This window comes from Thalassobius sp. MITS945101, assembly GCF_047123305.1.
GTDB lineage: Bacteria > Pseudomonadota > Alphaproteobacteria > Rhodobacterales > Rhodobacteraceae > Thalassobius.
Window position 1 is genome coordinate 2,074,626 of record NZ_CP138918.1, and the last position, 20,866, is coordinate 2,095,491.

23 protein-coding genes are annotated in these 20,866 nt (G+C 58.9%); 20 read left to right on the forward strand and 3 right to left on the reverse strand.

Features of this window, described 5'->3' with window-relative positions; translation table 11 throughout:
- Nucleotide 1 precedes the first annotated feature (1 nt).
- The 8 genes from SIC14_RS10450 to SIC14_RS10485 are packed head-to-tail and all read left to right on the forward strand — an operon-like array spanning nucleotide 2 to nucleotide 8,757.
- Nucleotides 2-1,117, forward strand: a complete 1,116-nt coding sequence (locus SIC14_RS10450) for an ABC transporter ATP-binding protein (protein ID WP_412565750.1) — start codon at nucleotides 2-4, stop codon at nucleotides 1,115-1,117.
- Entirely contained in the window at nucleotides 1,117-2,619 is a 1,503-nt protein-coding gene (locus SIC14_RS10455; RefSeq protein ID WP_412565751.1) for an FAD-dependent oxidoreductase, read from the forward strand. The genes SIC14_RS10450 and SIC14_RS10455 overlap by 1 nt, the downstream gene beginning before the upstream one ends.
- On the forward strand, nucleotides 2,616-3,374 hold the full coding sequence (locus tag SIC14_RS10460) for a 3-ketoacyl-ACP reductase (RefSeq protein ID WP_412565752.1): 759 nt from the start codon (nucleotides 2,616-2,618) through the stop codon (nucleotides 3,372-3,374). The genes SIC14_RS10455 and SIC14_RS10460 overlap by 4 nt, the downstream gene beginning before the upstream one ends.
- Before the next feature lie 20 nt (nucleotides 3,375-3,394).
- A complete protein-coding gene (locus SIC14_RS10465; RefSeq protein ID WP_412565753.1) occupies nucleotides 3,395-4,987 on the forward strand; it encodes a GMC family oxidoreductase in 1,593 nt (530 codons plus the stop codon).
- Nucleotides 4,984-5,298 (forward strand): Dabb family protein, encoded by a 315-nt coding sequence (locus SIC14_RS10470; RefSeq protein ID WP_412565754.1) that lies wholly within the window; start codon nucleotides 4,984-4,986, stop codon nucleotides 5,296-5,298. Before SIC14_RS10465 ends, SIC14_RS10470 begins: the two co-directional genes overlap by 4 nt.
- A gap of 12 nt (nucleotides 5,299-5,310) precedes the next feature.
- Nucleotides 5,311-6,477, forward strand: coding sequence for a dihydrodipicolinate synthase family protein (locus SIC14_RS10475; protein WP_412565755.1), 1,167 nt, complete (start codon nucleotides 5,311-5,313; stop codon nucleotides 6,475-6,477).
- Entirely contained in the window at nucleotides 6,477-7,484 is a 1,008-nt protein-coding gene (locus SIC14_RS10480) for a LacI family DNA-binding transcriptional regulator (RefSeq protein WP_412565756.1), read from the forward strand. The genes SIC14_RS10475 and SIC14_RS10480 overlap by 1 nt, the downstream gene beginning before the upstream one ends.
- Nucleotides 7,485-7,497: 13 nt before the next feature.
- Nucleotides 7,498-8,757: a glycerate kinase gene (locus SIC14_RS10485; RefSeq protein ID WP_412565757.1), complete on the forward strand. Its 1,260-nt coding sequence runs from the start codon at nucleotides 7,498-7,500 to the stop codon at nucleotides 8,755-8,757.
- Between the two features lie 118 nt (nucleotides 8,758-8,875).
- Here the strand turns inward: SIC14_RS10485 and SIC14_RS10490 are convergent, their stop codons facing one another.
- On the reverse strand, nucleotides 8,876-9,631 hold the full coding sequence (locus SIC14_RS10490) for an IclR family transcriptional regulator (protein ID WP_412565758.1): 756 nt from the start codon (nucleotides 9,629-9,631) through the stop codon (nucleotides 8,876-8,878).
- Nucleotides 9,632-9,848: 217 nt separating this feature from the next.
- Between SIC14_RS10490 and SIC14_RS10495 the strand changes: the two genes are divergently transcribed.
- From SIC14_RS10495 to SIC14_RS10545, 11 genes are all read left to right on the forward strand, one after another.
- Nucleotides 9,849-10,685, forward strand: a complete 837-nt coding sequence (locus SIC14_RS10495) for a cyclase family protein (protein WP_412565759.1) — start codon at nucleotides 9,849-9,851, stop codon at nucleotides 10,683-10,685.
- 68 nt (nucleotides 10,686-10,753) lie between these two features.
- Nucleotides 10,754-11,098: a cupin domain-containing protein gene (locus tag SIC14_RS10500; protein ID WP_412565760.1), complete on the forward strand. Its 345-nt coding sequence runs from the start codon at nucleotides 10,754-10,756 to the stop codon at nucleotides 11,096-11,098.
- Nucleotides 11,099-11,101: 3 nt separating this feature from the next.
- A complete protein-coding gene (locus SIC14_RS10505; protein ID WP_412565761.1) occupies nucleotides 11,102-11,737 on the forward strand; it encodes an SDR family NAD(P)-dependent oxidoreductase in 636 nt (211 codons plus the stop codon).
- A complete protein-coding gene (locus SIC14_RS10510; protein WP_412565762.1) occupies nucleotides 11,619-11,900 on the forward strand; it encodes an SDR family NAD(P)-dependent oxidoreductase in 282 nt (93 codons plus the stop codon). Before SIC14_RS10505 ends, SIC14_RS10510 begins: the two co-directional genes overlap by 119 nt.
- Before the next feature lie 6 nt (nucleotides 11,901-11,906).
- Nucleotides 11,907-12,839 (forward strand): 3-hydroxyacyl-CoA dehydrogenase family protein, encoded by a 933-nt coding sequence (locus SIC14_RS10515; protein WP_412565763.1) that lies wholly within the window; start codon nucleotides 11,907-11,909, stop codon nucleotides 12,837-12,839.
- A gap of 44 nt (nucleotides 12,840-12,883) precedes the next feature.
- Nucleotides 12,884-14,164 (forward strand): ABC transporter substrate-binding protein, encoded by a 1,281-nt coding sequence (locus tag SIC14_RS10520; protein WP_412565764.1) that lies wholly within the window; start codon nucleotides 12,884-12,886, stop codon nucleotides 14,162-14,164.
- A 47-nt stretch (nucleotides 14,165-14,211) separates the two neighbouring features.
- On the forward strand, nucleotides 14,212-14,940 hold the full coding sequence (locus SIC14_RS10525; RefSeq protein WP_412565765.1) for an ABC transporter ATP-binding protein: 729 nt from the start codon (nucleotides 14,212-14,214) through the stop codon (nucleotides 14,938-14,940).
- Nucleotides 14,933-15,640, forward strand: coding sequence for an ABC transporter ATP-binding protein (locus tag SIC14_RS10530; protein WP_412565766.1), 708 nt, complete (start codon nucleotides 14,933-14,935; stop codon nucleotides 15,638-15,640). The genes SIC14_RS10525 and SIC14_RS10530 overlap by 8 nt, the downstream gene beginning before the upstream one ends.
- Nucleotides 15,641-16,504: a branched-chain amino acid ABC transporter permease gene (locus SIC14_RS10535; protein ID WP_412565767.1), complete on the forward strand. Its 864-nt coding sequence runs from the start codon at nucleotides 15,641-15,643 to the stop codon at nucleotides 16,502-16,504. It abuts the gene before it with no gap.
- Complete coding sequence (locus SIC14_RS10540) at nucleotides 16,501-17,535, forward strand: branched-chain amino acid ABC transporter permease (RefSeq protein ID WP_412565768.1); 1,035 nt, start codon at nucleotides 16,501-16,503, stop codon at nucleotides 17,533-17,535. Before SIC14_RS10535 ends, SIC14_RS10540 begins: the two co-directional genes overlap by 4 nt.
- Entirely contained in the window at nucleotides 17,535-18,473 is a 939-nt protein-coding gene (locus tag SIC14_RS10545) for a 3-keto-5-aminohexanoate cleavage protein (RefSeq protein ID WP_412565769.1), read from the forward strand. Before SIC14_RS10540 ends, SIC14_RS10545 begins: the two co-directional genes overlap by 1 nt.
- A gap of 88 nt (nucleotides 18,474-18,561) precedes the next feature.
- Here the strand turns inward: SIC14_RS10545 and SIC14_RS10550 are convergent, their stop codons facing one another.
- Nucleotides 18,562-19,614, reverse strand: a complete 1,053-nt coding sequence (locus SIC14_RS10550; RefSeq protein ID WP_412565770.1) for a substrate-binding domain-containing protein — start codon at nucleotides 19,612-19,614, stop codon at nucleotides 18,562-18,564.
- A gap of 433 nt (nucleotides 19,615-20,047) precedes the next feature.
- Nucleotides 20,048-20,569, reverse strand: a complete 522-nt coding sequence (locus tag SIC14_RS10555; protein ID WP_412565771.1) for a CBS domain-containing protein — start codon at nucleotides 20,567-20,569, stop codon at nucleotides 20,048-20,050.
- A 78-nt stretch (nucleotides 20,570-20,647) separates the two neighbouring features.
- On the opposite strand from SIC14_RS10555, the gene SIC14_RS10560 reads away from it, so the two are divergent.
- Complete coding sequence (locus SIC14_RS10560) at nucleotides 20,648-20,830, forward strand: hypothetical protein (RefSeq protein WP_412565772.1); 183 nt, start codon at nucleotides 20,648-20,650, stop codon at nucleotides 20,828-20,830.
- Nucleotides 20,831-20,866: the final 36 nt, after the last annotated feature.

Genomic DNA, 20,866 nt, shown 5'->3' on the forward strand with positions numbered 1-20,866 from the left:
CATGAGCTTTCTGACAATCGACAACGCAACCAAATCCTATGGCGCCGTTGAGGTGCTGCACAAAGTCGACATCGACGTTGAAGAAGGGGAGTTTCTGGTCCTGGTCGGGCCTTCGGGCTGCGGGAAATCCACCCTCCTCAATATGATCGCAGGGCTGGAGGATATCTCCTCGGGCACCATTTCGATCAAAGGCAACTCGATGAACGGGGTGCACCCCTCGCGCCGCAATATTGCGATGGTGTTCCAGTCCTACGCGCTCTACCCGAACATGACAGTGGGGCAGAACATCACCTTCGGTCTGGAAATGCACGGCACCCCCAAGCCCGAGCGGGAGAAGGCGATGGCTGATGTCGCCAAGCTGTTGCAGATCGAACAGCTGTTGGATCGCAAGCCCGGTCAATTGTCCGGGGGCCAGAGACAGCGGGTTGCGATGGGCCGCGCGCTGGTGCGGGATCCGGATGTTTTCCTGTTCGATGAACCTCTGTCCAACCTCGATGCCAAGCTGCGGGTCGATATGCGGACTGAGATCAAGAAGCTGCATCAGAAACTGGGCACCACCATCGTCTACGTGACCCATGACCAGATCGAAGCGATGACCCTGTCGACCCGCATTGCGGTGATGAACGGGGGCTATGTACAGCAGCTGGGCACACCGGAAGAAATCTACAACACCCCTGCCAACCTGTTTGTGGCAACCTTTATGGGGTCTCCCTCGATGAACCTGATCCCGGCGCAAATCACGGTCACCGCGGATGGTGTTCAGGCCGAGATCACCAATGGGCTGGGGGCAACAATTGCCTTGCCCTTTGCCAATCCCTCGGACGCGCTAAAGGCACAAGCCGGCAAGCGGGTGACGCTTGGCCTGCGGCCCGAAGCTTTCACCGACCCAGGTGGTGCGGATCGGGACGCTGCCAATATTGTTGAACTTGACAGTGAAGTGTTGGTGACCGAACCCGCCGGGTCCGACACCTTTGTGATGACCATGCTCAGCGGTCAGGAGTGCAACGCGCGGATGCGGTCGGGGGTCAAAGTTCGGCCCGGTGACGTGACCCGATTTGCCATCAATATGGACAAGGCCGTGGTCTTCGATCCGGTCAGCGCGCAGCGGATCCCCTGATGCAAATGGCAGCCGACATAGTGATCATCGGAACGGGGATCGGCGGCGCGACCATTGCGTCGGCGCTGGCGCCCTCGGGGCGGCGGATTGTGATCCTTGAACGTGGCGAGGTGCTGCAAGACAGCGCCTTGGCCCGCGATGAGGCGGCGATCTTTCGGGATGGGGTGTTCCGTCCGGATGAGAGCTGGCTTGATGGCCAGGGCCGGACCTTCAATCCGGGCAACTATTACTATGTCGGCGGCAACTCCAAGTTCTATGGTGCAGTCCTGCTGCGCTACCGGGCAGAAGATTTCGCCGAAATGCAGCATCTTGGCGGCACCTCGCCCGCCTGGCCGATCAGTTACGGCGATCTGGAACGGTGGTATCAGAAGGCGGAAATGCTGTTTGATGTTGCGGGGGATGCCTTGCAGGACCCTACAGAGCCAGCTCATTCAGGGGGGTATCCCAAAGGGCCGGTTCGCGATGAACCGTCGATTGCTGCGCTGCGCCGTGCGTTGGTGCAGGCAGGTGTTACCCCGTCGGCTTTGCCGCTGGGGGTCGACGCAGAGGCGTGGTGCCGAAAGGCACAAACCCCATGGGATGCCTATCCGGACACCACTGGCGCTAAACGAGATGCGCAGACCGCGCCCTTGGCGGCAGCATTGGCCCATCGCAACGTGCATCTAGAAACCGGATGTCGAGTCACCCGTCTGGAGATTGGGCCGGAGGGTAAAGTGGCGGAAGTTCACTACCAACAGGACGGTGTCGCGCATCGCATCACACCCCATCAGGTTATCCTGTCAGCGGGGGCGGTGAACTCGGCTGCGTTGATGCTGCAGTCGGCCAACGAGAATGCCCCCAACGGTGTTGCCAACCGGTCGGACATGGTGGGGCGCAACTTCATGAACCACAACTGTTCAGCCGTCATGGCCCTGCATCCTTTTCGCAAAAACCATGCGGTCTATCAAAAGACGCTGTGTTTCAACGATTACTATTTGACCGGTGGGCCCGAGGGCATGCCTTTGGGCAATGTACAGCTGCTTGGCAAAATCTCGGGTGGGATTCTGGCTGCGCAAACCAAATTGCCGCGACTGGCCGCCAATGCCATCGCCCGGCGCTCGGTTGATTGGTATGTGATGAGTGAAGATCTGCCCAATCCCGAAAGCCGGGTAACGGTTGAAAACGGTACCATCCGGCTGGATTGGAAACGCTCAAACTGGGCCACCCATGTGGCCTTGGTGAAAAAGGCCAAACAGGTGTTTCGCAAGGCGGGCTATCCGGTGGTGCTGAGCCGGGCTTTTGATCGGCGCACCCCGTCACATCAATGCGGCACCGCGCGGTTTGGCTTGGATCCGGCAGACAGCGTCTTGGATCTGCATTGCCGGTCACATGACCACCCAAATCTCTTTGTTGTGGACGCCAGTTTCCTGCCGACGTCTGCAGCCGTGAATCCAGCTCTGACCATTGCGGCGCAAGCGCTGCGGGTGGGGAGCTACATCAATGAAAGGACAAAAGCCGCATGAGCAATCTGGCTTTGATCACCGGGGGGCAGAAGGGTATCGGCCTCGGCATTTCCAAGGCGTTGGTCGCCGCGGGTTGGGAGGTTGCAATCGCGTCCTCTTCCGGCGCCGACACGGCTGCCGTCAAGGAGGCGCTGGCCGCGCTTGGCCCTAAGGCGCGCTACTACCAGCATGACCTGCGCGATATCGCTGCAATTGACCCACTATTGGCGCAGATCCAGAACCAACAGGGTCCGATCCATGCGCTGATCAGCAACGCAGGTGTGCCCGCGCGCCAACGCGGTGACATGCTGGACATCACGCCCGACAACTTCGACTTCACGTTGGATATCAACCTGCGCGGTGCCTTCTTTCTGGCGCAGGCGGTGGCGCGGCAAATGCGCATGGGCGGTGCGGAGAGCTATCGCTCTATCGTTTTTGTCACCTCAGTCAGTGCCAGCATGGCGTCGGTGGAACGGGCCGAATACTGCATCTCCAAAGCCGGGGCAGGCATGATGGCGCAACTCTTTGCGGCACGTTTGGCAGGCGAAGGCATCGGTGTATTTGAACTGCGTCCGGGCATTATCGAAACCGGTATGACGGCAGGGGTGCAAGAGGTTTACACAGCCCGGATCGAAGGTGGGCTGGTGCCCGCGCGGCGTTGGGGGCAACCTGCGGATATTGCCGATGTGGTGTTGCCGATGGTGTCGGGCCAGATGCGTTTTGCCAACGGGGCGGTGGTGCCTGTGGATGGCGGCCTGTCGATCAACCGGCTCTGAAGGCTGTGAAGGAAGAGAAAATGGCGGAAGAGTTTGATTTCATCATCGTCGGCGGTGGGTCTGCCGGATGTGTTTTGGCGGCACGGCTCAGCCAAGATCCCACAGCCCGCGTGTTGCTGCTGGAGGCCGGGGGGCGGGACTGGAACCCGCTGTTTCACCTGCCCGCAGGCTTTGCCAAAATGACCAAGGGCATTGGCGCCTGGGGCTGGACGACCGTGCCACAGCGCCACATGAAAAATCGCGTCTTCAACTACACACAGGCGAAGGTGATCGGCGGAGGCTCTGCGATCAACGCGCAAGTCTATACCCGTGGCAATGCGCAGGACTATGACGAGTGGCGCCAGATGGGCTGCGACGGCTGGGGCTACGAAGATGTTCTGCCCTATTTCCGCAAAGCCGAGGACAACGACACCTTCGAAGATCGCTACCACGGGCAGGGTGGGCCGCTTGGCGTATCGCAGCCCATCGCGCCTTTGCCGATTTGTGAGGCCTATTTTGAAGCTGCTGCGGCACTTGGCATTCCGCGCAACATGGATGTGAACGGCGAAACGCAGGACGGTGCGGCCATTTATCAGCTGACCCAGCGCAATGCGCGGCGCTCCTCGGCCGCAATGGCGTATCTGGCGCCAAACAGATCCCGCAAAAACCTGATCCGGCGCACCAATGCGCAGGTGGCCAAGGTTCTGGTGGAACAGGGACGTGCCAAGGGGGTTGTGCTGATGGATGGTACAACGCTGTGGGCTAGCACCGAAGTGATCCTATCTGGCGGTGCGATTGGCACACCACGCCTGTTGCTGCTGTCCGGAATTGGCGCGGCCGACGCGCTGCGCGATCTGGACATCGATGTGGCCTGTGATCAGCCCAATGTTGGGGAAAATCTACAGGACCATCTGGACCTCTATGCCATCTGCGAGGTTACAGGGCCCCATACCTACGACCGCTTTGCCAAGCTCCACCTGAGCGCACTGGCGGGGATGCAATACCTGCTGAACCGCACTGGTCCGGTCGCTTCATCACTGTTTGAAACGGGGGGCTTCTGGTACGCAGACCCTGACGCGCGTTCGCCGGACTTGCAGTTTCACCTTGGTCTTGGCACCGGCATCGAAGAAGGCGTCGAAGAGATGCCTAACGGCGGCGTTACGCTTAACTCTTGTTATCTGCGGCCCCGGTCGCGGGGTTCGGTGAAGCTGGCCTCGGCAGATCCAAGTGCCGCGCCGTTGATCGATCCGAATTATCTGGCAGACCCGCAAGACCGCGAGATGTCGATCCGTGGGCTAAAGCTGACACAGGAAATCTTGGCGCAGGACGCGCTGAAATCTTTTGTTGCGCGGGAACATATTCCGGGCCCAAAGGTCCAAACCGACGACGCGTATTTCGATCTGATCTGTCAGCATTCCAAAACCTCGCACCATTGTGCAGGTACTTGCCGCATGGGCGTCGACGGCGGCGCCGTTGTGGACCCGCGCCTGCGCTTCAACGGGATCGAGGGCCTTAGAGTGGTCGACAATTCGATCATGCCCACCGTCATTTCTTCTAACACAAACGCAGCCGCCATCATGATCGGCGAGAAAGCCTCAGACATGATTGCGCAAGATCACGGGATGAACACATGATCCGCCATATCGTATTGATCCGCTTCCGCAGCGACATCACAGACGTCGAAACCGCAGACATCTTTGCCGAACTTCATGCCATTGAGGATCAGCTGACTGGTCTGCGTCAGATCACCTCGGGGCGAAGTGAAAGCCCTGAAAAGATTGAACGTGGCTATATGCATGGCTTCGTTGCAGATTTCGACAGTTGGGAGGCCTTGCAGACCTATCAGGACCATCCTGCACATAAGGCGCTGGGCGCCCGGTTGGTGGCCAACGCGGTAGGTGGTCTTGATGGTATCTTGGTTTTTGACCTCGACGTTGCGGAATAAGGAGCAGCGACAATGACATTGACACTTCCGACCTACAGTGGGGCGCTGCAGAGCTACACCTTAACGGGCACCCCGATTGTGCCGCGTGCGCCGAAACGAGCTTTCACCCGCACGGCGTTTGCAGCTGCACATGTGGTTTCAGATCCTTTGGCCGAACGCGACCCGTGGTTGGGGCGGCCAGCGGTGGATTGGGAAAACACATTGCGGTTCCGGCATGGCCTTTGGGATCAGGGATTGGGCCTGGCCGAAGCGATGGACACCGCGCAGCGCGGTATGGGGGTGGACTGGCTGACGGCAAAGGAGCTGATCGAGCGGACGATGGTCGAAGCCAAGGCCCATCCCCTGAAGCCCCGCGTTGCCTGTGGTGCAGGGACAGATCATGTCGCCGCAGAAGAACTCAATAGCGAAGCCGCCATCATTGCGGCCTATAGCCATCAGATGGAGGCCATCGAGGCCGCAGGCGGACAGGTTATCCTGATGGCCAGCCGTGCGATGGCGGCTCTAGGCGGGGACCCTGAGGTCTATGCGCGCGTCTACAGTCACCTAATCACGCAGGCCAAAGACCCCGTTGTGTTGCACTGGCTTGGCGACAAGTTTGACCCCGCGCTCAAAGGATATTGGGGCGCAGCCGATCTGGAACGGGCGGCGGACAGCGTTCTGTCGATCATTGAAACCCATGTGAATAAGATCGACGGGATCAAGATTTCGCTACTGGAACAAGCGTGCGAAGAACAGTTCCGCGCCCGCCTGCCTGCCGGTGTCCGCCTCTACACCGGGGATGACTTCAACTATGCAGCTTTGATCGAAGGGGACGGGGACCATTATTCCCATGCCCTGCTTGGGATCTTTGCCGCCATCGCCCCGGCTGCTGCACAAGGTCTGGAAGCCTTGGCCGATGGCGACCGCGAGACCTATCATGCCTTGCTGACCCCTACAGTGCCGTTGTCGCGCGAGATCTTCAAAGCACCAACGCAGTTCTACAAGGCTGGTATTGCCTTCCTGGCCTGGCTGAACGGCTGGCAGAGCCATTTCATCATGCCCGGCGGGTTCCAGTCCGCCCGAGAGATCAGCCATTACGCCGAAGTGTTCCGTCTGGCAGACCAGTCCGGCATGTTGCGGGATCCGGATTTGGCAGCTAACCGCATGCGACAGTTGCTAATTCTCTATGGGATTGGGTAATGATGCCTATGGCCAAACGCTCTACGATCATTGATGTCGCCAAACAGGCAGGGGTTTCCAAATCCACCGTCTCGCTTGTGCTGCAAAACAGTCCCTCGGTGAAGGAAGACACGCGCATCAAAGTACGCGAAGCGATGCAGGCGGTCGGCTATGTCTACAACCGTGGCGCTGCCAACCTGCGAGGCGCCAATGCAGGGCTGATCGGTCTGGTGATTAACAATCTGCGCAATCCCTACTACACCGAACTGGGGGTCAGCGCGCAGATGGCGCTGTCGCAGAAAGGCTTTGCGGCGGTTGTTGGCAATTCCAATGAAGACCCTGATATTGAGACAGATCTGATCAAGTCGATGCTGGAGCATGGGGTTGACGCTTTGATGATCGCCCCCTGTTATGGAGGCGATGGCGCAGGGTTTCAGGCTGCCTTGAAATCGGGGATTCCGGTGATGCAGGTGCTGCGCCAACACGAGACGTTGGGGGAGCAAGCGCCATTCTGCTCTATGGATTACCGTGATGGCAGCCTGCAGGCCGCCCAACACCTGATCGACAGTGGCGCCAAGGAAATCGCCTTTGTTGGCGGTGACGAGATCACGGCGATTGCCGTTGAGCGGCGCAGCGGTCTGGAACAACTCGCCGCGCAGCACAATCTGCGTCTGCATCTGTTCCCGGGGCAGGCGAGCCGGACCTTCGGTTATGACACCGCCCGAGAAATCGTCACCTCTTACCCCAAGATCGATGCGGCACTTGCCTTCAACGATCTGGTGGCCATCGGCATGATCGGCGGGCTGAGTGCTGAAGGCGTGACCCCAGGCCAAGACTTTAAGCTGATCGGGTTCGACGACATTGAAGAAGCCAGCCAGAGCTACCCCCGCCTGACCACCGTGCGGTGTGACGTAAATGAATTTGGTGGCCGCACGGCGAATATGTTGCTGAACTGGTTGGAAAACGGGGTGCACCCTGGTGTGCCCGCGCGAATGAAAGTGGACCTGATCCACCGGGCCACCGCCTAAACAAGGTAGACACATGCAAGATCGGAAATCCTATCTGGAGGCTCTGTTCAGGGCCGCCATCAAATCTGCTGACCCCGTGAACGCTATCCCGCAGCATCTGCCACCTCGACCGGAGGGGCGTGTGGTGGTGATCGGCAGCGGCAAAGCCTCGGCCCGGATGGCGGAGGTTGTGGAACAGGTTTGGGGGCCGGTCGAAGGGCTGATCATCACCCGATATGGCTATGCGCGCCCAACGCAAAAGATACGGATTGTGGAGGCCGCACACCCGGTGCCTGACCGCGCTGGTCTTGAGGCAACCCAACAAATGTTTGATTTGCTGTCCAGTTGCGGACAGGGCGATACTGTGCTGGCATTGATGTCTGGCGGGGCTTCTGCTTTGTTGAGCTGCCCCTCCGCAGGGATGACGCTTGCAGATGAACAAGAGCTACATCAGGCGCTGTTGTCCTCTGGCGCGCCGATTTCGACGATGAACTTGATCCGCAAACATTTCTCTGGGGTTAAGGGCGGGCAACTGGCAGCGGCAGCCTATCCAGCAGAGGTGATTGGTCTGTTGATTTCCGATGTTCCGGGAGATGACCCGGGAGAGATTGGATCGGGCCCCACCGTTGGGGAGGACCGCCCGGAAAGCACGGCCTGCGCAGCCGCACAACAGATTGGTTTGGGGGCGCTGATTGAACGTTTGGGCGGGGCGCGGGCCAGCACGGTTGTGCCAACCCAAGACCCGCGTTTGTCCACAACAACCAACCGGATTATTGCGGCGCCCATGCAGGCGCTCGAAGCGGCGGCCTCCGCAGCGGGGCGTTCGGTGCGCGTAGAGATTCTGGGCGATGCGCTGGAGGGGGAAGCCGCAGAGCTGGCCCGTGCCCAGGTTGCCTTGGCCAAAACCCGGCAGAAAACGCTAGGCAAAGACGAAACCTTGCTATTGCTTTCAGGCGGTGAATGTACCGTTTCAGGCCGCGGGTCCGGTGTCGGGGGACCCAATGCCGAATTTGCCCTGTCGGCAGCCATTGCGCTTGGCGATCACACAGGGATTGCGATCCTGGCTGGGGACACCGATGGGGTAGACGGGGCTGCCGAAGTGGCTGGTGCTTTTGTGGATGGCACAACACTGGCCAGAGCCAAAGCTGCATCGCTTGATCCTGAAGACGCGCTTAAGGCCCATGACAGCCATAGCTTCTTTGCCCAGCTGGGGGACCAAATCCTCACGGGTCCCACCCTCACCAATGTGAACGATTTTCGCGCCATTCTGATCGAGGGTTGTGAGGTGGCTTGAAGTGGCAGGACTTATTTCGCGGGGCAATCCGCGTGTTTTTCACCATCCCTCGGCCGATGGCTGTGTTGCCGTCGCGGGTTCTTTTCTTGGCACTCAAGTGCAGGCATAAGCCCCGGCTTCAGTCAAACGTATCCTGAATATGCGCCGCGGTCTCTCGCAATGCATTTTCGATGGTGCGGCGTTGCATGGGAAACCGCGATGAGGGCACCGGCACAGAGATTGCGTGCAGACCGCCACCCCAGTCGGTGAAACAGAAGCCAATTGCCGACACTCCGCCCGAGTGCTCGTCAAGGTCATAAGCCAGCCCGGCACTGCGGATCTGCGCCAATTCTGCAAGGAAGCTGTTCAGATCGGCCTGCACGCCATTTCGATCCCATTCATTGCGGATCAGCTTGATGGCGTCTTCGGCGGGCAATTGCGCAAGACAGGCTTTGCCATTGGCCGTGGTCGTGAGTGGGAAAACCTCTCCGACCTTTGACACTGTGGTCAACCGGTGGGTGCCAGGGACCTGATCCAGAAACACCATGCCAATGCCGCGCATTACGGCAAGGTCCGTGGTTTCACCAGTTTTCTGGGTCAGTTCTGTCAACAACAGGCGGCAGTGTTCGACGATGTTGTACTGTGCGTTTCCGGCCAGGGCGCCCAACTCGGGCCCCAGACGTAGCCCGCCCCCGTTGGCATCACTGATAACAAACTTTTCCTCAGCCAGGGCACTGGTGATTCTCTGTACCGTAGAGCGGGGCAGATCGACCCGCTCAGCGATTTGTCCCAGGCTCATTCCGGATTGCGCATTTTTCAGAACCCGCAGAATCGCTGCGGCGCGTGTGATGACCTGAATGCCGGCTTTTTCGCTTTTTAGCTGTTTATCAGTCATTTGCTTGGTCTCATCAGGTTGGCGTCTGTTGTTTTGGTTGACCATACCGCAGCACGGAGTGTTTCGCAATACGGTACACTTAACCCACTATGCGAGCCTTTCTGTTGACCGCATTGCGGTGCATGCGCATCATTATGCGGGGCAGGTGGCGCAACCCCCCTGACATTTTGGATGTGAAAAAAACGCCGGAGTCCGGCGAACAGAGGAGATTTGCCCGATGGTTGAAATCCGCGGCATTGAGTTCCAAGGGAACACTGACAACGACATGGGGTTGGAGTTTTACAACCTCAGCCACCGCTTCGGGTTTCAGAACCCGAACTGGCCCTATTTTCAGGACACCAAAATCGAGCGCATCCACTATATGGCCAAGTCTGGTGTGCTGAGCCAACGCATTACCACCACGATGCATGCCACCACCCATATCGACGCGCCGGCCCATGTGGTTGCGGGCACGCCCTTTATCGATGAGGTGCCGCTGCCGCATTTCTTCGGCACAGGTATTGTTGTGTCCTTGCCCAAAAAGAAGTGGGAGCCGATCACCGGTGAAGATCTTGAGAAAGCCTGCGGTCACGCGATCCGCCCTGGCGATGTACTGATCATCAACACCGGCTGGCACAAAGAATATGAAGACGGCGACTACTTCGCTTATTGCCCTGGGTTTGTGCCGTCTGCCGCCGAGTGGATGGTGGAAAAAGGTGTGAAAGTCGTGGGCCACGACACCCAGGCCAATGACCACCCGCTGGCCACCGCCATTGGCCCGCAGCGCAATGGTCCGCTGCTGCCGCATCTGGAAGAAGAATATAAGGAATGGTCCGGCGGCCGCGATTGGAAGGACGACTTCCCCGAATGGGAGCCCTGCCACAACATCCTGTTTAAAAAAGGTATTCTCGGGATCGAGAATGTGGGCGGCGATCTCGATGCTGTCACTGGAAAACGCTGCACCTTTGCCTTCTTCCCATGGAACTGGGACCGCGGTGACGGCTGCATCATCCGTCTGGTGGCCATGATCGACAAAGGTCAGGGCTACCGCATTGAAGCGGGCGAAACGTTCTGATCGCACGCTCACCTGCCGGGGCTGCTGCACAGTGTAGCTCCGGCATCTTCTACCCATAGGAGCGCCCCATGCACCTAAAACGTTTCAGAGACGCCGTGCCCTATGAGGCCCCCAATCACCACGGTTGTTTTGGCCTGCGGTTGCAGGGGTTCGAGGCGGAAGGCCCCCAGAACCAATGGGTTGGCTTCAGCCAGTTTTTGCCAGGGGGCGGCGCGGGGCCGGACAGTACGCCGTTTGAAAAGGTCTACGTCCTGCTGGAGGGCGAAATGACCGTCATTGTGGACGGGGAAGAGACCGTGCTGGCCCCGATGGACAGCTGCACAATCGCGCCGAATGAGGTGCGTATCCTCGTCAATCGCTCAAATCAGACCGCAAAAATGCTGGTCGTCATCCCTTATCCGCCGGAGACCTAAGACATGACTGTAATGGCGAACCCCCTAACGATGTTTGATGTGAAAGGGCAGGTGGCGTTGATCACTGGCGCATCCGGCGCCTTTGGCATGGTGGCTGCACGCATTCTGGCAGGTGCCGGCTGCAAGCTGGTGCTGGCCGCTGGCAATCAGGCCGCATTGGATGAGATCGCGGAGGAGTGCCGCGCGCTGGGATCCGAGGTTATGGCGCTGAACCAGCGGCCCTCGGACGAGGCGGCCTGCCAGTCCCTGATTGACGAGGCTGTGGCCTGTTTTGGCCAATTGGACATCCTTGTGGTGGCCTCGGGCATGAACAAGGTGGCGCTGATCAACGACATGGCACCGGAAACCTTCACCGATGTGATGGACGCCAATGTCACCCAAAGCTGGCTATTGGCGCGCGCCGCGGCGGGCCAGATGAAAGCACAGGGGCAGGGCGGTAAGATTGTTCTGGTGTCCTCAGCCCGTGGATTGCTGGGCCATCCGGCGGGCTACACCGCCTATTGCGCCTCAAAAGGCGGCGGTGGATGGCATCACCAAATCGCTTGGCTGCGAATTGGGGCCCACCGGGATCACTGTAAATGCCATTGCCCCCACTGTGTTCCGCTCACCTTTGACGGCCTGGATGTTCGAAGACAGTGAAGAGGCCACCAAGGTGCGCAACGGCTTCCTGACGCGTGTGCCTAAGGGCCGTCTGGGCGAGCCTGAGGATCTGGCAGGGCCGCTTTTGTTCCTCGCCTCAAAAGCGTCGGATTTCTACACCGGGCATATTCTCTATGCCGACGGCGGCTATACGGCGGGGTGAGCGATGATGGCTAATTCAAAGAATATCGCTGTCATTGGCGCCGGGTTGATGGGCCACGGTATTGCGCTGACCCTGGCGCGGGCGGGGCATCTGGTGACGGTTACCGATCCCATGGCGGAGGCCCGCGATGCCTTACCCGCACGGGTGCGCGCCAGCATGGCGGCGATGGGCTGCGCTGAGGCTGAGATTTCCGAAACCCTGACCCGGATCGAGGTTGCTGATAGCACCGGTGCCGCCGTGGGCTCTGCTGACATTGTGTTTGAGGCAGCCCCCGAGAAGATGGCGTTGAAACAAGCGATTTTTGCCGAGGTGGAGGTCCACGCGCCAGAAGGCTGCATTCTGGCCTCCAACACTTCGGTCATGCCGATCACCGAAATCATGTCGGGCCTCAAACATAAGGACCGGGCCTTGGGCACCCATTGGTGGAACCCGCCGCATATGATCCCGCTGGTCGAGGTGGTCAAAACCGAATGGACACGCGCCGATCTGGCGCAGGAGGTCTTTGACCTCTTGGCAGCGGCGGGCAAGACACCGGTGATGGTGGCCAAAGATGTGCCCGGATTCATCGGCAACCGTTTGCAGCACGCGCTATGGCGTGAAGCGATCAGCCTGGTGGAAAACGGTATCTGTGATGCGGCGGCGGTTGATACCGTTGTGAAATCCAGCTTTGGCCGGCGTCTGGCCGTGTTGGGGCCGCTGGAAAATGCCGACCTCGTTGGCACCGATCTGACGCTCGATATCCATCAGAACGTACTGCACGACATCGAGGCCCGCCAAGGCCCGTCCCCCTATCTGGAGCAACTGGTTAACGCGGGGCAGCTGGGCGTCAAGTCAGGGCAGGGCTTTCGCAATTGGACCCCTGAAGAGGCCGAGGCCGTGCGCTTGACGGTCGCCAATTATCTCAAGGAACTCGAGGGAATTCTGAAACAAAGCAACTGAAGTTTAAGCGTTGTCAGCGGGGAGGCTGGCAAAAGGAGGACGATATGACCAAGACACTGAAACACTTGCCGCGCCGTCGGTTTTTGCAAGCAGGCGCCGCCGCTTTGGCCGCACCTGCGCTGTTGAAAAGCACCCGCGCCTATGCCGCCAACCCCACGTTGCGCATCGGGCACGTCAGTCCGCGCACCGGACCGCTGGCCGGTTTTGCCGAGGCAGATGACTACGTTCTGAAGGGGATCGAACAGGCCTTTGCTGCCGGTTTGGAAAACAACGGTAAGTCCTGGAATGTTGAGATCATTTCAAAAGACAGCCAGTCCAACCCCAACCGCGCCGCCGAGGTGGCTGCCGACCTGATCCTTGGTGAGGAGGTGGACATTATCGTGGCCGCTTCGACGCCGGACACTGTTAACCCCGTTGCCGATCAGGCCGAGGTGAACGAAGTGCCCTGCATCACTACTGATTGCCCCTGGCAGCCGTATTTCTTTGGCCGCAATGGCGTTCCGGGGGAGGGGTTCCAGTCGACTTATCACTTCTTCTGGGGCCTGGAGGATGTGATCTATTCCTTCCTGGAGCTGTGGGATGCGTCCGGCGCCAATCCGGTTGTGGGCGGGCTGTTTCCCAATGACGCTGATGGCAACGCTTGGGGCCATCCAGAGCTGGGTCTGCCCAAGCCGCTGGCGGTGTTTGGCTATGACTTGATTGATCCCGGCCGCTACCAACCGCTGTCGGATGATTTCAGCAATTACATCTCTGCCTTCAAAGAGGCCTGCTGTGAAATCGTGACTGGCAACATGATCCCGCCGGACTTTGCAACCTTCTGGGCGCAGGCGGCCCAGCAGGGGTTCCACCCGAAGGTTGTGACCATCGGCAAAGCATTGCTGTTCCCCTCCTTTATTGAAAGTCTCGGCGCGCGTGGCGACGGGTTGACCTCGGAGGTGTGGTGGACACCAAACCACCCGTTCTCTTCTTCGCTGAACGGCACCTCGTCCCGACAGTTGGTCGAGGGCTACACCGCCGAAACAGGTCGTCCCTGGACCCAGCCGATGGGCTTCAAACACGCGCTGTTTGAGGTTGCTGCCGATGTCATTCGCCGGGCGGAGGATCTGGAAGATCCCGAGGCCATCGTTGCTGCCATTGCGGCAACGCAAATGTCCACCATCGTGGGCAAAGTCGACTGGTCGGATGGTCCCATGAACAACGTCACCAAAACACCTTTGGCCGCGGGCCAATGGCAGAAGGCCGGCGACACGTTCAATCTGGAAGTTGTTGCCAGCTACGGCGTGCAGGGGATCGAACAAACGGCAGATTTGAAACTGCTGTCCTAAGCGTATCGCGGCGCCAGAAATGGCGCCGCATCGGAAAAGAGAGTGCCATGACCACATTGTTAAAGCTGGATCGCCTAAGCAAAGCCTTTGGGGCTGTCACGGTTGCGGATGAGCAAAGTTTCGAGGTGAAGGAAAACGAGGCCGTCGGGATCATTGGTCCTAATGGTGCCGGCAAAACCTCTTTGTTCAACCTGATCACGGGGACCTTGCCCCCAAACTCGGGGTCGATTGAATTCAACCAGCGCAATGTCACCAGTTGGTCGGCGGCGCGAAGGTCTCATGCCGGGATCGCGCGCAGCTTTCAGGTGCCACAGCCGTTTTCCGGGCTCACTGTTTACGAAAACGCCATGGTCGCCGCGACGCAGGCGGCGGGGCTCAGCGGGCGACAGGCAGCGCGGCATTGTCTGGAGGTTCTGGACCAAACCGTGCTGTTGGGCAAAGCCAATACCGAGGCTGGCGGGCTCACGCTGTTGGATCGCAAGCGGTTGGAGCTGACCCGTGCTCTCTGCGCCAAACCCAAGCTTCTGTTGCTGGATGAGATTGCCGGCGGGCTGACCGAGGATGAGTGTCAATTGCTGGTGCAGACCATCAAAGGCATTCACACGTCGGGGGTGACGATCATCTGGATCGAACATGTGGTTCACGCCCTGATGGCCGTGGTCGAACGCCTGATCGTCATCGATTTCGGCAAAAAGATCGCCGAGGGCGAACCGCAGGCCATCATGGACAGCCCCGCCGTCAAAGAAATCTATCTGGGGATCGAAGCAGATGCCTGAACCCGTCCTGAAAACACGTGGCCTCGAAGCTCATTACGGTGACTTTCAGGCGCTCTATGGTCTCGATCTGGAAATCCAGCAGGGCGAGGTTCTGGCAATCATCGGCTCCAATGGGGCGGGTAAAACCACCTTGATGCGTTCGCTCACCGGACTGTTACGCAATGCGCCGGGGCAAATCCACTTTGCTGGTCGCGACATCAGCACCTTGCGGGCGGATCAGGTCGCAGCCCTGGGGCTGGCCATGGTGCCAGAGGGCCGGCGATTGTTCCCATCGCTCTCGGTCAAGGAAAACCTGATGATCGGGGCGCAGGTAGGGCGCAAAGGACCTTGGGATCTGGCCGCTGTTTACCGGCTGTTTCCGATCCTGGAAGAGCGCAAGCACCAGCCCTCGACCTCCTTGTCGGGGGGGCAACAGCAGATGGTGGCCATTGGCCGCGCCTTGATGGCCAATCCCGAGTTGATCCTGTTCGACGAAATCAGCCTGGGGCTGGCGCCGATCATCATCAAGGACATCTACAAAGCCCTTCCCGGCATCATCGGTGAGGGCATGAGCGCGGTCATCGTGGAACAGGACATTGCCAAGGCGTTGTCTGTCTCCAGCCGCCTCTACTGCCTGCAAGAGGGGCGGATTTCGCTGGAAGGCGCCTCTGACACTGTTTCGCGTGATGAGATTTCGCGCGCCTATTTCGGGATCAAATAAATGGATTGGGTGAATGCAATTGTGCAGGGCACGCTGCTGGGAGGGCTTTATGCCCTGTTTGCGGCGGGGCTGTCGTTGATTTTCGGGGTGATGCGGCTGGTCAATATCGCACATGGCGATCTGATTGTGCTGGGGGCCTATTTGGGGCTGACGGTCACCGCAGCAACGGGGCTGCATCCCTTGCTGGCGCTGCTACTGGTGGTGCCGACGATGGGGGCCATTGGCTATGTGCTGCAGCGTGGACTGTTGAACCAAACCCTTGGCGATGATCTGCTGCCGCCGCTGCTGGTGACCTTCGACCTGTCGGTGATCCTGCAAAACACCCTGTTAGAGGTGTATTCCGCCGACCCGCAGAAGATCAGCGCGGGCGCTTTGGAAACGGCAAGTGTGCAACTGGGCGGCCTGTCCCTTGGGGTGCTGCCACTTTTCACCTTTGGTTTGGCCATCGCGGTTATCTGGGGGCTGCAATGGATGTTTTATCGCACCGCCATGGGGCGGGCGTTCCGCGCGGTGTCTGACAATCAGGACATTGCGCAGCTGATGGGGCTGAATCGCCGTCACGTCTTTGGTCTGGCCATGGCATTGGCGCTGGCGGTCACGGCGGTTGCGGGGGTCCTCTTGGGCATCCGCACCAGTTTTGATCCCGCCATCGGCGGAGGGCGGCTGATATTTGGCTTTGAGGCTGTGATCATCGGTGGCCTTGGCAACCTCTGGGGCACGTTGGCTGGCGGCATCATTCTGGGCGTGGCGCAAACCATCGGGGCCAAGATCGATCCCGGCTGGCAGACCCTGTCTGGACACCTTGCCTTTCTTCTTATTCTTGCCATCCGCCCCAACGGCCTGTTCCCGAGGATTTCCGCATGAGCCTGCAGGACTATTCCGTCACCCGTTCCTCACCCGCTGCCCGGATTGCGGCGCTCTGCGCCCTTGTTGGTCTGGCGTTGCTGATCGCTGCCCCATGGTGGGCTGGCCGCGCTGACCTGCGCCTGATGGGCGAGCTGTTTCTCTATCTGTCGTTGGCCTCACTCTGGAACCTGATGGCGGGCTACGCCGGTTTGGTTTCGGTGGGTCAACAGGCCTTTGTTGGTTTTGGCGGCTACATGCTCTTTGCGCTGACGATGTTTGCCGGGCTGCATCCTCTGGCCGCGATTGCGCTGGCAGGTGTTCTGGGGGCGCTGGTTTCCGTGCCGGTGGCGGTTTTGATCTTCCGCCTGCGCGGCGCCTATTTCGCCATCGGCACTTGGGTCATTGCCGAGGTGTTCAGGCTGGGCTTTGCCCAGGTTTCCGCCCTTGGCGGGGGATCGGGATCCTCGCTGCCGGTCGCCATTGTCAAATCTCTGGCCTCAAAACGGGCCATGCGCGAGGCGCTGAGCTACTGGCTGGCACTGGGGGCTGCGGTTCTGGTGATCGCCACGATCTACCTGTTCCTACGCTCGCGCAAAGGTCTGGCCCTGACCGCGATCCGTGACAATGAACTGGCCGCCGGCAGTCTGGGCATCGACATCTGGCGTACCAAATTCACCGTCTATGTTGTGACCTCAGCCATGACGGCGATGATCGGCGCGTTGATTTTCCTGCAGAAACTGCGGATTTCGCCCGATGCGGCCTTCAGCGTGAATGATTGGACTGCCTTTGTGATCTTCATCGTGGTGATCGGCGGCATTGGCACTATCGAAGGCCCGATCATCGGCACGCTGCTGTTCTTTGCGCTGCGCGAAACGCTGGCCGACCTCGGCACCACCTATCTGATCGTTCTAGGCGCCGCGGCGATTGTCATGATGCTGAAAGCCCCCAAAGGCGTCTGGGGTCTGATCCGGGCGCGGTTTGATCTGCAGCTCTTCCCCCTAGGATATCGCGTGGTGAAACGCGCTGAACACAAAGGACAAAACGGCTAATGGCACGTCAAAAGAAAACCATCATCACCTGCGCGGTAACCGGGGCCATTCACACCCCAACCATGTCGGATGCGCTGCCCTACAGCTATGATGACATTGCTCAGCAGGCCGTCGATGCGGCCGAGGCCGGTGCGTCGATCCTGCATCTGCACGCCCGCAATCCTGAAACCGGCGCGCCCTCGGTGGAGCCCAAGGATTTCGCGCCGTTTCTGCCGCGCATCAAGCAGGCCACCGATGCGGTGGTGAACCTTTCGACCGGGGGCTCGCTGACCCTATCAATTCAGGACCGCATCACGCCCGCCAAAACCTTCAGCCCTGAGATGTGTTCGATGAACATGGGGGCGATGAATTTCTCCTTCCATCCGCTGGTAAAGCGCTACGGCGACGACGATTGGAAGTTTGATTGGGAAAAGGATTATGTCGCCAATTCGGATCAGAACATCTTCCGCAACACCTTTCGCGACATTCAGGAAGCGGCGGAAACCCTGGCGCCGCATGACATCAAGTTTGAACATGAATGTTATGATGTGGGCCATCTTTATAACTTGAAATTCTGCATGGATATTGGGCTGTTCAAAGCGCCGATCTTTATCCAGTTCATCTTTGGCATTCTGGGCGGCATTGGCCCTGAGATTGACAATCTTATCTTCATGAAACGCACCGCGGATCGCCTGTTTGGTGATGACTATCGCTGGTCGGTATTGGGGGCCGGGGGATCGCAGATGGCGCTTGGCACCAGTGCCAGCCAGATGGGCGGCCACCTGCGGGTCGGGCTGGAGGACAGCCTGTTCATTTCGCGCGGAAAACTGGCCGAGAGCAATGCCCAACAGGTGCAGAAAATCCGCCGCATCGTCGAAGATCTGGGTTGCGAGGTTGCCACCCCGGATGAGGCCCGCGAGATCTTGGCGCTGAAAGGCGGCGATCGGGTGAATTTCTAGCCCGTGAAAGGGCTGCCCATTAGGGTGCAAGAAAAGGGGGGCAATGCCCCCCTTTGTTTGTTTATCAGATTTTCTGAGGCTTATGGCCCTATCCACTGGCACCAAGGCGTTCTTCGTTGATCACCTTATCGCGGGTTTCCTGTAGTTTTGGATCTGAAACCAATCCAAACAGAGTGAGAAAACCGCCAGGGCCGGACATTTCATCAGAAAGAACGGTCAGAACAAATTCCTTGATCCCCGGTGTTTCGGCGATATTGGCTTGTTTCACATACATAAACAGCGGGCGGGACACCGGGTAGACGCCCGTCGCGATGTTTTCGGCGTTTGCCTCTACACCGTTGATTGTGCCGGCCTGCAGCGCGCTTGCATTGGTGTCAAAGAACCCAAGGCTCACCACGCCAATTGCACTTTGCGAACCGCGAATGCGTTCAAGGATCTCCTTGGCGCCGCCCTCTTGTTCCTGCGCAAAACTGCCGGACCGCAGGCTGGTGCAGGATGCGCTTGCCGCCTTCCGGTCACCACCATTTTCAGTCATGAAGGCTTCGTAAGCGCCGGTGGCTTTGCATCCTTCCAAGAGCATTTTGAGGTCAAAGACTTCACGTGTGCCATGCTGGGCAGAAGGGATGTAGGCGCTGATTTCCACATCGGGCAGGGTGTTGTTAACCTCGGACCAGCGGGTTGCTACATTGTCGCTCAGCACCCCGTTGACCATCACGCGCGCGGCAAGGGCGCCATACCAGTCGGCGGGCACAAAAGAGAAGGAAGGATTGTCTACGCCATTGGCAAAGACCAGCCCGTCATATCCGATCCGCACCTCAATGATGTCATTGACCCCATTGTCTGCGCAATTGGCGATTTCGGTTGCCTTGATGCTGCGGGAGGCCATCGCGATATCGAGCGTGCCAGCACCGACCCCTTCACAAAACATCTTAAGTCCTGTGGAAGAACCGCCCGCTGTTACTTCGGGATAGGCAAAGTCATGGCTCTCGACAAAAGCATCCGCTGACATCGCCGCATAGGGAAACACGGTCGAAGACCCGGCAACAGTCAGCGGATCGTTGGCCAATGCGGCGCCAGCATAAAGAGTGAGAGCAAAAGAAAAGAGAGGGGTAAGTACGGTCTTCACGTCATAATAGGGCATTCGGGAACTCCCTGTTGGTATGCAGTTGAGAAACGTATTTTGGTTTTTTTTTGTGGTCGCTGCGCGGTGCGGCGTGGAAAATTTCGCCGCGGCGCCTTTAAACGTTAGCGCAAACCGCCTGTGAGGCCAGACTGAATTTTGGCTTGCATGCATCTGCGATCGTGGGGGTGATTTTGGCGGGTGGACTAGGTGATTGAACTGGCACCCAAATATCAACTTTTGCCGAGAAATAGGGCAGCAGGTGTGGTCACTCAGAAATGTTCAGAAATGGAAGGAAATAGACCTTGGGAAGGTAATACCGTTGCCATAAAGGGGCGGTTTCACCTCTGATTCTGCTCAGAAGCGGCTGAGTTGGTGCTTTCGGCGGATTAAGAGGCGGGCGCAATAAGTGCCTGCGCCCACAGGTTTGCGGGCGCAGCGCTGACGGTTTGGCTTAGCCGACGATCAGTTGCTTCAGCTGCAACGCTTCATGTTCGACCTCGGTCAGGCGGTGGTTGATGACGTCGCCAATAGTGACCATGCCCAACAGTTCGCCCTCGGAGGCGACGGGCAAGTGGCGGAACCGACCGGCGGTCATCCGTTTCAGGGCGGCAACCAGCGGCTCATCCGGCGTCGCCGTCTCAACCTTTTCGGTCATTACATCCTTGACCAGTTGCGGCAACGTCTGGCCGGGGGTGTCTGCCAGTTTGCGCACGATGTCACGTTCCGACAGGATCCCGCAGAGCTGCCCGGCGTCATTGCTGACCATCAGTGCACCAATGCCTCTGTCGCGCAGAATCTCAACCGCGTTATGCAGGGTGGCGTCTGGCGTGATGGTGAAAACCTCGGATCCCTTGCCGCGCAGAACATCCCCAACCGTGGCGTTTTCGGACTGCATATTGGTCTCCTCGCTTTGGCTGTGGGTACGGGCCTTGGCTTGATCTTTTCGCATCGGTGCCTGATATGACGTTGGCATGGCTGCACGCTCCTCCCAAAAGAAATTCAATGGTTATAAGAAGAGCATAGCGCAGATTCGGAAACGGTGGAGTGAAAATTGCCAGAGATTGTTTTAACCCCGGCGATCGCAACCGTGATCTTCGTTCTGGCCTGCCTTGCGGGGGTGCAATACCGCCGTGTCTGGAAGGCCGAAGGCCCCCGTGTGCAGCTATGGATTTACGGATTGCTAGCGGCTGCCGGGCTGCTGACCCTGGGCTTCCTGCCTTTGGACGTCGGATAAAACCGGAAGGGTAGGCGAAGGCTTTGCCCCAAAATG

Coding starts and splice junctions, on each gene's coding strand:
- SIC14_RS10480 (WP_412565756.1), top strand. CDS start 6,477: ATGATGCCTATGGCCAAACGCTCTACGATCATTGATGTCGCCAAACAG.
- SIC14_RS10475 (WP_412565755.1), top strand. CDS start 5,311: ATGACATTGACACTTCCGACCTACAGTGGGGCGCTGCAGAGCTACACC.
- SIC14_RS10495 (WP_412565759.1), top strand. CDS start 9,849: ATGGTTGAAATCCGCGGCATTGAGTTCCAAGGGAACACTGACAACGAC.
- SIC14_RS10470 (WP_412565754.1), top strand. CDS start 4,984: ATGATCCGCCATATCGTATTGATCCGCTTCCGCAGCGACATCACAGAC.
- SIC14_RS10465 (WP_412565753.1), top strand. CDS start 3,395: ATGGCGGAAGAGTTTGATTTCATCATCGTCGGCGGTGGGTCTGCCGGA.
- SIC14_RS10455 (WP_412565751.1), top strand. CDS start 1,117: ATGCAAATGGCAGCCGACATAGTGATCATCGGAACGGGGATCGGCGGC.
- SIC14_RS10520 (WP_412565764.1), top strand. CDS start 12,884: ATGACCAAGACACTGAAACACTTGCCGCGCCGTCGGTTTTTGCAAGCA.
- SIC14_RS10500 (WP_412565760.1), top strand. CDS start 10,754: ATGCACCTAAAACGTTTCAGAGACGCCGTGCCCTATGAGGCCCCCAAT.
- SIC14_RS10505 (WP_412565761.1), top strand. CDS start 11,102: ATGACTGTAATGGCGAACCCCCTAACGATGTTTGATGTGAAAGGGCAG.
- SIC14_RS10555 (WP_412565771.1), bottom strand. CDS start 20,569: ATGCCAACGTCATATCAGGCACCGATGCGAAAAGATCAAGCCAAGGCC.
- SIC14_RS10540 (WP_412565768.1), top strand. CDS start 16,501: ATGAGCCTGCAGGACTATTCCGTCACCCGTTCCTCACCCGCTGCCCGG.
- SIC14_RS10485 (WP_412565757.1), top strand. CDS start 7,498: ATGCAAGATCGGAAATCCTATCTGGAGGCTCTGTTCAGGGCCGCCATC.
- SIC14_RS10490 (WP_412565758.1), bottom strand. CDS start 9,631: ATGACTGATAAACAGCTAAAAAGCGAAAAAGCCGGCATTCAGGTCATC.
- SIC14_RS10450 (WP_412565750.1), top strand. CDS start 2: ATGAGCTTTCTGACAATCGACAACGCAACCAAATCCTATGGCGCCGTT.
- SIC14_RS10535 (WP_412565767.1), top strand. CDS start 15,641: ATGGATTGGGTGAATGCAATTGTGCAGGGCACGCTGCTGGGAGGGCTT.
- SIC14_RS10545 (WP_412565769.1), top strand. CDS start 17,535: ATGGCACGTCAAAAGAAAACCATCATCACCTGCGCGGTAACCGGGGCC.
- SIC14_RS10460 (WP_412565752.1), top strand. CDS start 2,616: ATGAGCAATCTGGCTTTGATCACCGGGGGGCAGAAGGGTATCGGCCTC.
- SIC14_RS10550 (WP_412565770.1), bottom strand. CDS start 19,614: ATGCCCTATTATGACGTGAAGACCGTACTTACCCCTCTCTTTTCTTTT.
- SIC14_RS10530 (WP_412565766.1), top strand. CDS start 14,933: ATGCCTGAACCCGTCCTGAAAACACGTGGCCTCGAAGCTCATTACGGT.
- SIC14_RS10525 (WP_412565765.1), top strand. CDS start 14,212: ATGACCACATTGTTAAAGCTGGATCGCCTAAGCAAAGCCTTTGGGGCT.
- SIC14_RS10515 (WP_412565763.1), top strand. CDS start 11,907: ATGGCTAATTCAAAGAATATCGCTGTCATTGGCGCCGGGTTGATGGGC.